Origin of the sequence: Denitratimonas tolerans (assembly GCF_037203605.1) — a bacterium.
Lineage (GTDB): Bacteria > Pseudomonadota > Gammaproteobacteria > Xanthomonadales > Xanthomonadaceae > Denitratimonas > Denitratimonas tolerans.
This window is the reverse complement of the sequence record NZ_JBBDHC010000022.1, coordinates 1-14017: the sequence shown is the minus strand read 5'-3', so window position 1 is coordinate 14017 and position 14017 is coordinate 1. Positions and strand designations below refer to the sequence as shown.

The 14017-nt window shown below is 66.6% G+C and carries 13 protein-coding genes; 7 read left to right on the top strand and 6 right to left on the bottom strand.

Annotated features, from left to right (window positions below):
- Positions 1 to 134 precede the first annotated feature (134 nt).
- Complete coding sequence (locus tag WB794_RS12685) at positions 135 to 1937, top strand: HEAT repeat domain-containing protein (protein WP_337336231.1); 1803 nt, start codon at positions 135 to 137, stop codon at positions 1935 to 1937.
- Positions 1938 to 1959: 22 nt separating this feature from the next.
- Here the strand turns inward: WB794_RS12685 and WB794_RS12680 are convergent, their stop codons facing one another.
- Genes WB794_RS12680 through WB794_RS12660 form a run of 5 tightly spaced genes read right to left on the bottom strand, consistent with a single transcriptional unit; the run spans position 1960 to position 7105 of the window.
- Entirely contained in the window at positions 1960 to 3222 is a 1263-nt protein-coding gene (locus tag WB794_RS12680; RefSeq protein ID WP_337336230.1) for an ABC transporter permease, read from the bottom strand.
- Entirely contained in the window at positions 3219 to 4466 is a 1248-nt protein-coding gene (locus WB794_RS12675; RefSeq protein ID WP_337336229.1) for an efflux RND transporter periplasmic adaptor subunit, read from the bottom strand. Before WB794_RS12675 ends, WB794_RS12680 begins: the two co-directional genes overlap by 4 nt.
- A complete protein-coding gene (locus WB794_RS12670) occupies positions 4463 to 5419 on the bottom strand; it encodes an HlyD family secretion protein (RefSeq protein WP_337336228.1) in 957 nt (318 codons plus the stop codon). Before WB794_RS12670 ends, WB794_RS12675 begins: the two co-directional genes overlap by 4 nt.
- Positions 5416 to 6432: an HlyD family secretion protein gene (locus WB794_RS12665; RefSeq protein ID WP_337336227.1), complete on the bottom strand. Its 1017-nt coding sequence runs from the start codon at positions 6430 to 6432 to the stop codon at positions 5416 to 5418. Before WB794_RS12665 ends, WB794_RS12670 begins: the two co-directional genes overlap by 4 nt.
- Positions 6416 to 7105, bottom strand: coding sequence for an ABC transporter ATP-binding protein (locus WB794_RS12660; protein WP_337336226.1), 690 nt, complete (start codon positions 7103 to 7105; stop codon positions 6416 to 6418). Before WB794_RS12660 ends, WB794_RS12665 begins: the two co-directional genes overlap by 17 nt.
- 182 nt (positions 7106 to 7287) lie before the next feature.
- Between WB794_RS12660 and WB794_RS12655 the strand changes: the two genes are divergently transcribed.
- From WB794_RS12655 to WB794_RS12630, 6 genes are all read left to right on the top strand, one after another.
- Positions 7288 to 8385 (top strand): DUF2157 domain-containing protein, encoded by a 1098-nt coding sequence (locus WB794_RS12655; RefSeq protein ID WP_337336225.1) that lies wholly within the window; start codon positions 7288 to 7290, stop codon positions 8383 to 8385.
- Between the two features lie 8 nt (positions 8386 to 8393).
- Positions 8394 to 9266, top strand: coding sequence for a DUF4824 family protein (locus WB794_RS12650; RefSeq protein ID WP_337336224.1), 873 nt, complete (start codon positions 8394 to 8396; stop codon positions 9264 to 9266).
- 67 nt (positions 9267 to 9333) lie between these two features.
- Positions 9334 to 10473, top strand: coding sequence for a polyphosphate kinase 2 (gene ppk2, locus WB794_RS12645; RefSeq protein ID WP_337336223.1), 1140 nt, complete (start codon positions 9334 to 9336; stop codon positions 10471 to 10473).
- A gap of 163 nt (positions 10474 to 10636) precedes the next feature.
- Positions 10637 to 11755 (top strand): class I SAM-dependent methyltransferase, encoded by a 1119-nt coding sequence (locus WB794_RS12640; RefSeq protein ID WP_337336222.1) that lies wholly within the window; start codon positions 10637 to 10639, stop codon positions 11753 to 11755.
- Positions 11756 to 12129: 374 nt separating this feature from the next.
- On the top strand, positions 12130 to 12348 hold the full coding sequence (locus WB794_RS12635) for a helix-turn-helix domain-containing protein (protein WP_337336221.1): 219 nt from the start codon (positions 12130 to 12132) through the stop codon (positions 12346 to 12348).
- Complete coding sequence (locus WB794_RS12630; protein WP_337336220.1) at positions 12348 to 12941, top strand: ScaI family restriction endonuclease; 594 nt, start codon at positions 12348 to 12350, stop codon at positions 12939 to 12941. The genes WB794_RS12635 and WB794_RS12630 overlap by 1 nt, the downstream gene beginning before the upstream one ends.
- Here WB794_RS12630 and WB794_RS12625 read toward each other — a convergent pair.
- The gene (locus WB794_RS12625; protein ID WP_337336219.1) at positions 12891 to 13808 is read right to left on the bottom strand and encodes a DNA-methyltransferase; all 918 of its coding nucleotides are present in this window, start codon (positions 13806 to 13808) and stop codon (positions 12891 to 12893) included. The genes WB794_RS12630 and WB794_RS12625 overlap by 51 nt on opposite strands.
- Positions 13809 to 14017: the final 209 nt, after the last annotated feature.

Here is a 14017-nt window from a genome sequence, read left to right as displayed (position 1 = left end):
CTCCGAAGAGCGCCAAAGCTCGTTTGACGCACGCCGCACGCTCCGTAAATGATGGCCTCCCGCACCCCGCCCGCAATTCCTTGCTGAAGAGATCCCCAGCCGTGATATCCGCACCTTGGCTTGTCGCAGCGCTGTTGGCGCTTGCCTTCACGCAGCCGGGCTCCGCGCACGCGAAGGACTGCGCCACGCTGGACGATTGCCTCCAGGAGCTGCTCCAGACCGCGAAGGAGCCAAAGCTTCCTGGCGCACCCATGCGCCAGGAAACCCACACGCTTGCAGAGCGGATTGCCTCGTTTCCCGGAGCCGCAGAGGCACTCGTTCCCCTGCTGGCCGATCCGGATCCGGACATCGCCGAGCGGGCCGGCCTCGCGCTGAGCGCCATGCCCTCGATTCCTCCCGAATACTTTGACGCCATCCGCGCCGGCCTGGAACGCGGCCTGGGGTGGTTGCCCGCAGCGCTGGGGCGGATCGATTCCGAAAAGGCCGCGCGCGAAGCCGTGGATCGCTATCTGGCATCCCGCAGCGCGCCGCACAATCAAGAGGCCGCGGCAGTCGTGCGCAGCGGTGTGCGAGCCATTCCGCGCATCCTCGAACGCGCAGCGTGCTCGACCCCCTGCCCGCCTGAAACGCACTGGCTTCTGGGCACCGTGCTGGAACAGATTCAGCCTGGCCGCGAGCGCGCAGCCGAAGGCCTCATGGGTATTGCCGAAGATCCGGATGCACCACCGCAGACGCGCCGCGGCGTGCTGGGAATGATCGGTGCGCTGGGCCGTGACGGGCTTGCACTTGAACCGCGCCTGTTGGCGCTGAAGGCGCAGGCTCCGGAGCTGGGAGCGTGGATGGATGGAGCACTGGTGGAGATCGGATCGCGGCGCAGCGGTGAAATCCTTGCGCGCAGGCTGCGGCAAGAGCCTTCGGCGTGGATTCTGCGGGACATCGCGGAGACGGGCGAGGCGGCACGGGGCGCGGGTCCCGCGGTGGCTGAATTCCTTGCGGGCGACCCCCTGCTTCGCGCACCCGCCGCACTCACGCTGGGGTACATCGGATACGAACCCGCCGTGCCGGCGCTGGTTGCCGCACTCGATGATCCGGTCGATCCGCGCGCCACCTGGGCGGCGGCAAAGGCGCTCGGGCGCCTGCGGGCCGACGCCGCGCTGGGGGTACTCTCCGAGGCCGCTACGGCACACTGGTACCCGCCCACGCGCGAGGCGGCGCGCAGCGCCGTGCGGCAGATTCGCGGTGAAGAGGCGGAGGAGAACGACGAGCGGGGCTCCGGCTTCGCGATGCGATTCTTCGGGTACGAGCACCTTGATGAGGGGATCCCCGAGTGCGAGGCTCCGGCCGAACGCAGGCATCGCGAGTCTCGCGCGACGAAGCTCTACGCGCACCGCTCTCCCGAGCGAATGAAGCGCCTCGCCTACCCGAGCCAGATCGTTTCCTACGGCGCCGATGACGAGGAGGCGCAGCGCGCCGCCGGAGAAACGGTGATCCGTGTCCATTCGGGCAACCTGCGCGAGCATCGGGAGATTGTCGAGCAGACTCCCGGCGTCGCGCTTCGGGTCGGTGGCGGCTGGCTGGCGGGATCGGATCGCGGCGAGTGGGGCGGCGAGCTGATGTTCCTCCCCGATGCGGGCGCACCGCAGCACATCCTGGACGCGAACATCGAAGACATCTACCAGCTCGGTGACGCAATCGTGGTCACGACCGGGCTTGCGCACCTCTCCATGAATCAGGGCGTGCTGTACCGGGCGACTCGCGATGCGCAGGGAGCATGGCAGGCGGAGATCTGGCGCATTCTTCCGGGTGCGCCCGCCGCTTCCCATCTGGTCAAGCCGGACGAACTTCTCGTCCGGACCCGGCACACGGGAACCGTGGTGGTGGACGCCGAGGGCCGGATGCGGATGGCACGCTGCCGGAAGGCAGCGGCCACTCGGTGAGGCGACATGCCTCGCGCCGCGCCTACTCCGCCCTCAGCGCCGCAATCGGATCGAGCTGGGCGGCCTGCCGCGCGGGATAGACGCCGAAGGCGAGGCCGACCAGGGCGCACAGCGCGGTGGCGATGAAGATCGGCAGCGGTGCCCAGGCCACCTGCCAGCCGGCGAGGGTGGCGATGAGGTAGGCCACGATCGCGCCGAACACCACGCCGAGCAGGGCGCCGAGCACGCAGATGACGAAGGTTTCGCGCAGGAACTGGGCGATCACGTCGCGCTGGCGTGCGCCCAGGGCGCGCAGCAGACCGATCTCGCGGCGGCGCTCCAGCACGTTGGCCAGCATGATATTCATGATGCCGATGCCGCCTACCAGGAGGCTCACGCCGGCGATGGCGGCCATCACGATCTGGAAGATGCGCTGGGTTTCCTGGTGCTGCCGGTAGAGCTGGGCCGGCACCACCAGGCTGGTGTCGTCGACGCCGCCGTGGCGCTGGTCGAGCACGGCCGCGGCCACGCGCGCCGCGTCGGCGATGCGCGCGGGATCGTCGATGCGGATCCAGAACCGATCCACCTCGTCCTCCATCGGCTGGGTGCGCAGGCGCGCCCGCGCGGTCGACAGCGGCACGAAGGCGCGGTTGCTCTCCAGCCCGAGCTGCACGCCCTCGAACTTGTCGGCGGAAAGGTCGCGATCGGTGAGCACGCCGACGACCTCGAACCAGGCGTGGTTGAGCTTGACCGCCTGGCCCAGCGCGCTGCCGTCGGGAAACAGGTCGCGCGCGGCCTGGTGGCCGAGGACGACCACCGAGGCCAGGCGGGTTTCGTCGGCCTGGGTCAGGGCGCGTCCCTGCTCCGGCACCAGCGCCGCCAGTTCGAAGTAGTCGGGCGTCACGCCGCTGACCTGGGCATCGCCGGCACCGCTGGCGCTGAAGGCGGCGTGGGTCTTGATGCGCTTTTCGGCAGCGAACTGCTGCGCGCCGGGGAGCGATTCGAGCACCGCGCGCGCGTCGGCCACCGTGAGGCCCATGCTGCGGTTGCGGTTCTCGCGCAGGGAGTCCGCATCGAAGGTTCTCGCTTCGACGATCAGGTTGTTGAGCCCCAGGCCCTGCACCAGCTTGAGCGCCTCGCGCTTGGAGCCTTCGCCCACCGCCTGCATCGCCACGATGGCACCGATGCCGAAGATCAGACCGAGCAGGGTGAGGCCGGTGCGCAGCTTGCGGCGAGAGAGTTCCTCCAGCGCCTCGCGCCACAGGGCGAGGTTCGCGCGCCAGTTTTTCGAGGTGTTGGATGTCATGGCGCGGCCTCCGCGGTCGTTGCGCCGCCCGCATCCGCGCGCTCCATCGCATCGGGCAGGAGCAGCACCGCATCGCCCGCGGCCAGGCCGGAGACGATGCGGGTGCGCGCCGGGCCGCGCGCGCCGGTTTCCACGTCCCGCCGCTGCGCTTCACCGCGGCGCACCACGTAGACATAGCTCTGCCCGGCATCGGAGCGGAGCGCCACGTTGGGCACGCTCAGCGTCGGCTCGGTGCCGTCGTTGAGGTGCAGCACGGCGCGGAAGGCCTGGCCCGGCACCCAGCCCCAGCGCTGCGCGGCCTCGGCCGGCAGCGGGGCCTTGGCCTTGAGGTAGCGCACCGGGTTGTCGCGCCCGGCTGCCTGCGCGGCGTTGGCGACGAATTCCAGCGTGGTGGTCGTGATCTGCTCCGGATGGCCGAGCGGGTGGACGCTGACCGCCAGCCCCTTTTCCACATCGTGCGCATCCAGCTGCGGTATGGACACCTGCAGCTCCAGCGTGGAGGTGTCGGGCAGGCTGCCCAGTTCGTTCTGCGCCCAGAGCGTCGAGCCCACGGTCGGCTTGTCGCCGCTCCAGTCGGCCTCCAGCACCAGCACCCCGTCGTGCGGGGCGATCAGCTCCAGCGAGGAGAGATCCTCGCGCCGCAGGTTGGCGGTGTGCTGGTAGGTGGCGGCCTGCGCATCGACCACGGCCAGCTCGGCGCTGCCGCGGTCGCTGGCCTGATCCAGCCGCCAGCGCAGGGTGTCGTCCTTGGCATCGAGGAAGGCGCGATCCTGGATCGCATCGAGAATCTGGTTGCGCGCGAACATGGTGAGGTCGGCGTCGGCGTAGCGGCTGGCGATGGCGAGATCCGAATCCACCTGCGCCAGATCCACCTCCAGCCGCCCGACGGTGGAATCCAGGGTTTCCTGCTTGCCGGCGCGGGTCAGGGCGTTGCGCTGGATTTCCAGCAGCGCCTCGGTGAGCTGCAGCTCGCCCTGGGCGGCGGAAAAGCGCGCGATGACCTGGCCCTGTTTCACCGCGCTGCCGTCGGGTGCCAGTTCGGTGAGCTGCTGGCGGGTCCAGTTGCGGCCCGGCACCACCAGCGGGGTGGAGCGCACCGCGCGCACCTGGCCCTGAGTCTCGATGTCCAGCGCCAGCGGCGCGGCGACGAGCACTTCCACCGGTAGCTCCTGAAGCGGAGCCCGGGAGCAGCCGGCGGCAAGCAGCAGGCACGGTGCCAGCGCCAGGATTCGAATCATTCTCATGGGCGGCTGGCCTCCGTGCGGCCGGGCGAAAGTTCCACGCGCACCCCTTGTCCGGGCTTGAGCTTGGCGTCGCTGCGCTCCAGTTCCACGCGCAGGTCGACCACCGGCACCGGCTGCACCCGCGACTTGCTGCGCACCACGCGGCCGATGTCGGCGACGTGCCCATCGAGCACCACGCCGCTGCCTTCGGCCACCACCCGCGCGCGCATGCCCACGGCGACGCGCGCCAGGTCGCGCTCGTCCACCTGGGTGCGCACCGCGAGGGTGTCCATGTCGGGAATCTCGGCCACCGCCTGGCCGCGGAACACGCGCGAGCCGACCGCGAACTTCTCGCCATCCCAGCTGCTGCGGTGGCTCACCATGCCGGCGCGCCGGGCGGTGACGCGCAGCGCGGCCAGCGCGGTTTCCAGCCGGGTGATCTTGTGCTGCAGGACGGCGATTTCCGAGTCGATCAGGCGCAGCTCCTGACGCCGCTGCTCGGCGGCGAGACGCTCGCGCTCGGCCGCCAGCGCCATCAGCTCTTCGGCCTCGCTGCGTTCGATCACCAGCTTGCGGTAGTCGACCCGCCGCACCAGGGTTTCGGGCTGGGTCGCCTTGCGCTGGGCCTTGTCGAGGCTGGCGCGACGCTCCTCGGTGGTGAGGCGCTCGTTGCGCTCGCGCTCGGCCAGCTCCAGCACGAGCTGGCCGCGCTGGGACTCCTTTTCCGCCAGCGCGCTGCGCTGGGTGAGGAGCTGGTTCTGGGTATCGCCGCCGTCGAACACCACCACCATGTCGCCGGCCTGGAGCATCGAGCCGTCCGGAGCCATTTCGGTGATGTTGAGGTTCCAGAGGTTGTCGATGGAAGGCGGGACGATCTGCTCGGTGCTGCGCGCGAACACCTCGCCGTCCAGGCGCAGCGTCTGCGCCGGGGCCAGGGCGGGCAGCAGCAGCAGGAGAGGAACGAGGCGCTTCACGGCGCGACCTGTGCGGCAGCGGGGGAATCGGGCACTTCGGCATCCACGCGCACGCTCATGCCCGAGAGCAGGCGCGGCGAGAGGGCGGCATCGTCGATACCGACGTCCACTTCGAAATAGCGCCCGTCGCCCCACTCCCGCTTGGCCTCCGGTGCGCCCGCGATGCGTTCGATCCGACCGCTCGCGACCACGTCGCCGAGCGCATCGAAGCGCAGCGTGACCGGCTGGCCTTCGCGCAGGCCGGCGCGTTCGGATTCCAGCGCGAAGGCGCGCACGCCCATGGCGCTGTTGCCGGCCACTTCACCGACCTGCGCGCCGGGATAGGCCGACATGCCTTCCGCATAGCGCTGGCCGCTGCGCGAATCGAAGCCGTGCCGCACCGTGCCGGCGCGGGTGGCGCGCTGTTCGGCGGCTTCGACCTGCAGGCGGTGGTAGGCCAGCTGCGCCTCCAGCTTGCGCACCTCCAGCACCGCATCGGCCTGCCGGCGCTGCACCGCGCCCTGCGCGGCGGCCAGCTCGGCGCGCTTCAGGTCATGCTCACGCCGGGCGCGTTCGTACTCGCCGGCGTAGCGATCAAAATCCAGCGCCGAGAGATGATCGCGCGGGATTTCCGCATCCACCTGGGCCTTGTCGCGCGTGGCGCGCGCCTGGATCAGCGCGATCCGTGCGTCGATGGCCTTCACCTTCAGCTCGGCGAGGTCCTTGTCGCGCCGCGCGCCGGCCTGTTCAATCTGCGCCTCCAGCTCCTGCAGGTTGTTCAGCGAATTGCCCGGATCCAGGCGGATCAGCACGTCGCCCGGCTGCACTTGGGTGCCTTCGGGAATCAGGTAGCGCAGCGTCGCCGGGGCCACGTCGCTTTGCGGCATCAGGATCGGCTCGGCGTCGAGCGCGCGCACCTGGCCGGTGAGCATCAGCGGACCGGCCAGCGCGGGCGCGCTGGACAGCGCCAGCGCCAGCAGGCCGGCGCGCCATGTCCCGCGCTGGCGGATGGAAGATTCAGGCGGCTGTGTCATGTTCGATCTTCCCGTCGCGCAGCCGCACCTGGCGCGGCGCGTGCGCGGCTACGTCGTTGTCGTGGGTCACCATCACCACGGTCTGGCCTTCCTGGTGCACCTCGTCGATCAGCGCCAGCACGTCTTTGGCGCTGCGCGAATCGAGGTTGCCGGTGGGCTCGTCGGCCAGCAGCAGCGCGGGTTTCAATACCAGCGCGCGGGCGATCGCGGCGCGCTGCATCTGTCCGCCGGAAAGTTCGCCGGGGCGATGGCCCATGCGGTCGCCCAGGCCCACGCGCGCGAGCAGGGTCTGCGCGCGGCGCGGGGCCTGCTCATCGGGGTGCTCGGAAAAGCGCATCGGCAGCAGCACGTTTTCCAGCACCGTCAGGCGCGGCAGCAGGTGAAAGCTCTGGAACACGAAGCCGATGCGGCGGTTGCGCACGCGGCTGGCGGCGGTGTCGTCGAGCGTGCGCACCTCGATGCCGTCGAGCCGGTAGCTGCCCGAATCGGGTCGGTCCAGGCAGCCGAGCACGTTGAGCAGGGTGGATTTGCCCGAGCCCGAGGGGCCGGTGAGGGTCACGTATTCGCCGGCGCGGATCGCCAGATCCACGCCGTCGAGCGCGCGCACGGTCTGGCCGCTCATGCGGTAGTGGCGGGTGACCGCGTCCAGCTCGATCATCGGGGGAGGCATCATGGGGATTCCACGCGGAGGACTTGCATGGACCCGCGCCGGGGCGACAGGTTCCGGGGCGCGCATCATATCCGCGGCGGTTCTGCCGCGGCGTGTGCCTTCCGGCACGGTGGCCGGGTGCGTCTAGGCGAGATGGCGGCGGCGACGCATACTGCCGGCATCGGGTGATGATCGGGGCACGGCGGATGACGAGGCACTACGAGGGCGAGGCGGAAACCGGCCGCAGCGCGGCGCAGCGGCGCGCCGATGCCATCGCCGGATTCCGCAGCGAGCTGGATCGCCTGGGTGAAGAGGGCCTGCCCGCACCCGATGCGGCCTGGCTTCGCGCGGTGCGCGGCCACCACGATGCGCTCCTGATCGACCTGGCGCGGCGCTATGACATCGACCGCAGCGCCGATGCGCGGCGGCTGTCGCTGGGGATGCGGATCGTCTCCTTCCTCGGCGCGGTGGCGATGGCGGCGGCGGTGTACTTCGTGTTCCAACGCTTCTGGGGGCTCTTGCCCACCGCAGCGCAGGTCATCGTGCTGCTGGGCGCGTCGATCGGATCGCTCATCGGCTGCTGGCTGATCGGCAGGCGCGACGCCTCGGGCTACTTCACCAAACTGGCGGCGCTGGTGGCGTTCGCCTGCTTCGTGCTCAACGTGAGTCTGCTGGGCGAACTGTTCAACATCTCGCCTTCGGACAGGGCGCTGCTGCCCTGGGCCGCGCTGGCGCTGCTGCTGGCCTACGCCTGCGAGCTGCGCCTGCTGCTGGTGGCGGGCATCGCATGCCTGGCGGGGTTCATCGCGGCGCGCACCGGCACCTTCGGCGGGATGTACTGGCTCGACTTCGGCGCGCGGCCGGAAAACTTCTTTCCGGCGGCGCTGCTGTTCCTCCTCGTGCCGCAGTTCCTCGACCAGCGCGCGTACGCCGGCTTTGCCGCGACCTGGCGCATCGCGGGGCTGCTCTGCCTGCTGCTGCCGGTGCTGCTGCTGGCCAACTGGGCCTGGGGCAGCTACCTGCCCGGCAGCGCGCGCAGCATCGAGCGCGTCTACCAGATTGCCGGGTTCGCGTTCAGCGCAGGCGCGATCTGGCTGGGCATCCGGCGCGGCTGGGGCGAGGTGGTCAACACCGGAGTGACCTTCTTTTTCCTGTTCCTTTACACGCGGTTCTTCGACTGGTGGTGGGACGCGGTGCCCAAGTACCTCTTCTTCCTGCTCATCGCCGCCACCGCGGTGCTGATGCTTTTCGTGTTCGCGCGGCTGCGCCGTGCAATGGCCGCTGCGGCGCAGGTGCACCCATGAGCCGCGCCATGCGTTCGCGCAGGCTGTTCCTTGCAGGCGCTGCGCTGATCATTGCGGTCAACGCGGTGATCCTCGCCGGTGCCGTGTGGAATCGCAGCGCCGAGGAGGCGCGCATGACCCTCACCCAGCGCGAGCTTCCGCCGGGCTGGAATCACGGACTGGAGCAGGAGCGCAGCGCGATCTCGCTGCAGCTGGCCTGGCGCGTGATGTCCCATGAGGTCGGCGAGGCACCGCCCCATCCGCACTACTCGCGCGAGGTGGACTGGCTCGACCTGCCGCGCCTGCGCGCGCTCGGATTCGACCTGCCGGACGCGGCGCCCGCTCGAAGCGACGAGGCCCGTCGCAGGCGCATCGACGGCGATCGTGGCGCCTGGCTGGTGCTGGAGCTGGACGGCGCCGCGCATGCGGCGGCGGTGGAGGCGGCGCGACGCCACATGGAACGCGCGCAGGCGCAGGTCGATGTCGCCACGGACGCGACCCGCGCCGAATTCGCGCACCGCGCCAAGGCCGCGCGCGAGGCGCTGGACGCCGAGCGTGAAGAGCGCAGCCGGCTGTTCGTGATCGACGCCGGCACCGATCCGGCCGCGCTGCGCGCGCGCTATCCGCAGCGCGATCTTTACCTGATCCTGGGCGGCCGCATCGGTGTGACGGTGCAGACCTGGGCCGCCGGCGAGCCGCTCAATCCGCCACGCTACCGCGCCCACGTCACCGCATTGGACGTCGAATCCCTTCACGTGCCGGCCCGCTTCCACGACGCGCTCGCCACCGCCGGAAACCGCGACGCGGCGCGCTACCGTCTCGACGTGGCCTGGGGTCGTCGCCACGAGCCCTGGCTGATCGCGGCGCAGCGCGGGTCGCCGTCCGCCGGGGACTCGAACTGAGCCGCGCGAACACGCCACGCGGTGCGACATACTGGCGCACACCGCTCACCGCATCCAGGAGCCGCCCATGGCCGTCGGAAAATCCGCCCCCTCCACCGCGTCCTCACGCCGCAAGGCCAGGCCGGGCACCGGAGCGAAGGCCGCGACCGCCGCGCAGGCGCTGGAAGAATCGCGCGTCGACGAGGCGGTCAGCGCGGCGCGCGAAACCTCGCGCGCGGTGGCCGAGGATCTGGCCGAGGCCGGCAGCAGCGTGCACGCCGCGATCGAGGCGCTGGAGTCGGTCCTCGCGGGCATGTCGCCCGACGACGCGCGCGCCCTGCGCCGCCATCTGGGCGAACGCGGAAGGTTGGCCGCGGACATCGGGGGAACCTCCCCGGCGCAGGATCTGGAGCTCTCGCCGCACTGGCGCGACGGCGACTATCCCTACCGCTACCGGATGCTGCGCCGCACCTACGAGCGCCAGAAGTACCGCCTGCAGGTGGAGCTGCTCAAGCTGCAGGCCTGGGTGAAGGAAACCGGCCAGCGCGTGGTGATCGTGTTCGAGGGACGCGATGCCGCCGGCAAGGGTGGCACCATCAAGCGCTTCATGGAGCACCTCAACCCGCGCGGCGCGCGCGTGGTGGCGCTGGAAAAACCCACCGAGACCGAGCGCGGCCAGTGGTATTTCCAGCGCTATGTGCGCCACCTGCCCACCGCCGGCGAGATCGTGATGTTCGACCGCAGCTGGTACAACCGCGCCGGGGTCGAGCACGTGATGGGTTTTTGCACGGACGTGGAATATGCCGAATTCATGCGCCAGGCCCCCGAGTTCGAGCGCCACCTGGTGCACAGCGGCATCCACCTCATCAAGTTCTGGTTCTCGGTGAGCCGCGAGGAGCAGAACCGCCGCTTCATGGAGCGCCAGGCGCATCCGCTCAAGCAGTGGAAGCTCTCGCCCATCGACGTGGCCTCGCGCGACAAGTGGGAGGCCTACACCCGCGCCAAGGAAGCGATGTTCTTCCACACCGATTCGGTCGATGCGCCCTGGACCGTGGTCAAGTCCGACTGCAAGAAGCGCGCGCGCCTCAACGCGCTGCGCTACACCCTGCTGTCGTTGCCCTACGACAACAAGGACACGGATCGCATCGGCGCACTCGATCCGCTGCTGGTGGGCCGGGCGAGCGCGGTCTACGAGCGTGGCGAACAGGTGGCACCGCCGCGGATATGATGCCGCGCCGGCGCGGCGGGTGCGCTGCGCGCACTGCATCGCGCAAGCCCTTCGCCATGGCTCCGGCACGCGCCTGCCCTTCAATTCCTGCCGCGGACACACCGCGTCGCTCCGCGATTCATCAATGTATGCTCCTGCATCACCCTTTCCTGGTCGAACGCCCGTGATTCTGAAAAAGCTGTTCCGAAGATTTCGCGCAGGAAATCCCGAACCCGGCCCTGCACCCGTGGATTCGGACTATCGGCTGCGGGTCAGCAAGGAGCTGGAGATATTCCAGGAGCAGGTGGACGTCAACGCGCTCCCCGAGATCTTCCACTACTGGTCGAACAAGTATCTGCGCCCGATGCTGGAAGCGTACGGGTACTCCCATCCGGACGCCTTTTTCGCGCACTACATCCGGCAATGCGTCGCGGGAAGCGAGGAGGTCGGAACGATCATCAGCCTCGGCTCCGGCAACTGCGATACCGAAGTCCGAGTCGCCAGAATCCTGTTCGATCAGGGCGTCCGCAATTTCAGGATCCAGTGCCTGGACATGAATCCGGCGATGCTCCAGCGAGGGGGGGATTACGCGGCAAGCGAGGGCCTGGAGGCCCACGTCGTGACCCGCGTGACGGATCTCAACTGCTGGCGGCAGGATGAGCCCGTGGCCGGCGTGATGGCGAATCAATCGCTGCATCACTTCGTGGCGCTGGAGTCGATCTTCGACGAAGTCGCGCGAATCCTGCCGCCCGAAGGACGGTTCATCATCAGCGACATGATCGGCCGCAACGGCCACCAGCGCTGGCCGGAGGCCTTGGAAATCGTGCGGGAATTCTGGCGCGAGCTGCCGCCGGAATATCGCTACAACCTCCAGCTGCAGCGCCAGGAGGAGGTCTACATGGACTGGGACTGCTCAACCGAAGGATTTGAGGGAATCCGCGCCCAGGACATTCTTCCGCTGCTGCTCGAACGATTCCATTTCCATGCGTTCATCGGTTTCGGGAACGTGATCGACCCGTTCATCGACCGGGGTTTCGGCCATCACTTCGACGCGGAATCGCCGCGGGATCGCGGCTTCATCGACCGCGTCCACGCCGCCGATGAAGCCGCCATCCTTTCGGGTCAGATTACTCCGACGCATATGATGGCTGTTCTCGGAATCGGCACCCACTCTCTGACAACAGAATTCTCAAGGGGACTGGCACCTGATCAGTGCATACGGCCACCGGCGCGTATCGTCCCAGTCGCCCTCTGCCGTCCGAATCTGTGTCCAGCCGCGCAAGCGCCCGATGCACGCACCTGATTAGCCCTGACCCTCAGCTGCCAGTCGCAGGATATGAGACGGTCGGCGCGCAGGATGCTGTCACCCGACCCTGCGAGGTGACGACCATGAGCATCAACCACATCCAGTTCCAGCCCGGCCTGACACTGAGTGAGTTCTACCGCCTCTACGTGTCCCCCTGCAAGAATATTGGATGTGAAGCCTAACGCCTGAGTTAAGCCGCGCTGCGTAGTGGCGGCGAATGCGTGCTAGCGTAGCGTAGGCACGCATTTGACGCCACGAAGCAGCGTCGGCTTGAACGAATTGTTCGGCGTCATCTGAGGAGGGAGGCAGGCTTGTAACTTGCTACGCATAGTCTGTAGACCCAAAGTGTTCGTTACAGACAATCTTGCCATATGAAGGCAAAAAGTCCGCAACATCAGTTTGGGCGCCGCATCCGCGCATTGCGGGAAGCAGCGGGCATATCGCAAGAGGAGCTTGCTAGCCGTTGCGGCTTGCATCGCACTTACGTTGGCTCCGTTGAGCGTGGCGAGAGAAATATTAGCCTCGAGAACATAGTAACGATAGCCCGTGCACTCGGCGTAGATCCGGGTTCGCTGCTGGAGGGCTTCTGATGGCGAGTCCGTACGCGCGACTTAAGCCGGCCCTGTGGGAAGCAAAAACTCAGGAGCTGATCGCCGCATATCCTTTAGGTATGGACGTGCTCGTGGATGTCGTAAGGTGTTCGTGGGCTAATCTCTTTCAGTCAAAGATTGGAGCCAAGGGATTTCGCATTGGGCAGCACCTGCACCCGAAACCTCAGATTTTGGCGTTCTTCTTGCATGAATTGATTCCGCTTGAATTGGCAGCCCGTTATCCGGGAACTTGGCGTGGTGAGGAGACGTCAGCTGATAAGGACATCGTTTACGTCCCTAACGAGGCATTTTCAATCGAGATAAAGACTTCTTCACATCCTACCCAGATTTTCGGCAACCGCAGCTATGCACAAGTTGGCGGAAAGGCTAAGAAAAGCAAATCGGGGTACTATCTGGCGATCAACTTCGACAAAGTAGAAAAGAATAAGCCCGCCGCAAAGCTCCGTAGGATTCGGTTCGGATGGTTGGATCACGAGGATTGGCAGGGGCAGGCGGCAGCAACTGGGCAACAAGCCAGGCTTTCACCGGAAGTCGAAAGAGGTAAGCTTAGGCTGCTCTACGAGGACAGGTAAAACCTGTTGACTACGATAAGCATCGCGCCACTCTGAAAATTTCTCCATCCGATTTGCGGCAATATCTAAGTATTTCGCTTCAATCTCGAAGCCAAGTGTAAACCTACCGGTCGCAAGACCCACCTCTGCGGTTGTTCCTGATCCCATGAACGGATCCAGAACGATTTCATTTGGGTTGCTGCAAGCTCGAACGATGCGATCAATAACGGCAACTGGGAATTGAGCTGGGTGCGGAGTTCTTTCCATAGAAGCGCGATTTGCTCCGGAAGTCACCTTTGGAAACTCCCATACATCGGATGGATTCTTTCCCAAAGGATTGCACTTCAACTTTCCGTTCTTTTTCTGGTTTGGATATTTGACGTTCGGATCCCGAACATCGTCCAAGTTGAAGGTGTAAGAATTAGGGTCAGCGACATACCAAAGAAATTTTTCGTTACGTGGTGAGAAGTTCTTCCGAGCAGCTACGCCCGCGCCGTAATTCCAAACTATCTCCTGAAGTAGATGGAGTGGAACCTTGTCCCAAAGTAAATACGGGATTGGCAAGCATTTCGCTCTGTCGGGAATCTGCAAGTATCCAAGATTCAACCAGAAACTAGCGTTTGATTTTGAGATTCGAGCAATTTCTCGAAGCCAACGGCAACACCAATCGATGTAAGCGTCAACGGTAGATATTTCCTCGTACTCCTTCCCTATATTGTAAGGAGGGGAAGTAACGGTGAGGTCGATCAAGCCGGCCGGGAGACAGGACATCGCTTGGAGGCAATCCGCCTGATAGAGCATGACCCCAGGGCGTTCATAAGCCGGCTTTCCTAAGTGCTTCCGGATGATCGAAGCAACTGTGTCGTAGGGGGAGGATTTGCTAGTCATGCTACGAATAGTATGCAATGCAGGCGGTGAAGTCCACTATGACGCCGAACGCCTGAGTTAAGCCGAAACGCGTAGTGGAGGCAAAGGCATGGCAAGCTTTTCCTGCCATGCCTTTGCTGGAACGAAGTGGTTTCGGCTTGAATGATCGAATGGACTCCCCCCGCGTCCCACACGGCTTCGATGAGCCAGACTGATGTTGTTGACCATCA

Excerpts from the sequence above, each read along its gene's own strand:
- WB794_RS12655 (WP_337336225.1), top strand. The coding sequence starts at position 7,288 with ATGACGAGGCACTACGAGGGCGAGGCGGAAACCGGCCGCAGCGCGGCG.
- WB794_RS12675 (WP_337336229.1), bottom strand. The coding sequence starts at position 4,466 with ATGAGAATGATTCGAATCCTGGCGCTGGCACCGTGCCTGCTGCTTGCC.
- WB794_RS12625 (WP_337336219.1), bottom strand. The coding sequence starts at position 13,808 with ATGACTAGCAAATCCTCCCCCTACGACACAGTTGCTTCGATCATCCGG.
- WB794_RS12630 (WP_337336220.1), top strand. The coding sequence starts at position 12,348 with ATGGCGAGTCCGTACGCGCGACTTAAGCCGGCCCTGTGGGAAGCAAAA.
- WB794_RS12650 (WP_337336224.1), top strand. The coding sequence starts at position 8,394 with ATGCGTTCGCGCAGGCTGTTCCTTGCAGGCGCTGCGCTGATCATTGCG.
- ppk2 (WP_337336223.1), top strand. The coding sequence starts at position 9,334 with ATGGCCGTCGGAAAATCCGCCCCCTCCACCGCGTCCTCACGCCGCAAG.
- WB794_RS12665 (WP_337336227.1), bottom strand. The coding sequence starts at position 6,432 with ATGACACAGCCGCCTGAATCTTCCATCCGCCAGCGCGGGACATGGCGC.
- WB794_RS12680 (WP_337336230.1), bottom strand. The coding sequence starts at position 3,222 with ATGACATCCAACACCTCGAAAAACTGGCGCGCGAACCTCGCCCTGTGG.
- WB794_RS12635 (WP_337336221.1), top strand. The coding sequence starts at position 12,130 with ATGAAGGCAAAAAGTCCGCAACATCAGTTTGGGCGCCGCATCCGCGCA.
- WB794_RS12660 (WP_337336226.1), bottom strand. The coding sequence starts at position 7,105 with ATGATGCCTCCCCCGATGATCGAGCTGGACGCGGTCACCCGCCACTAC.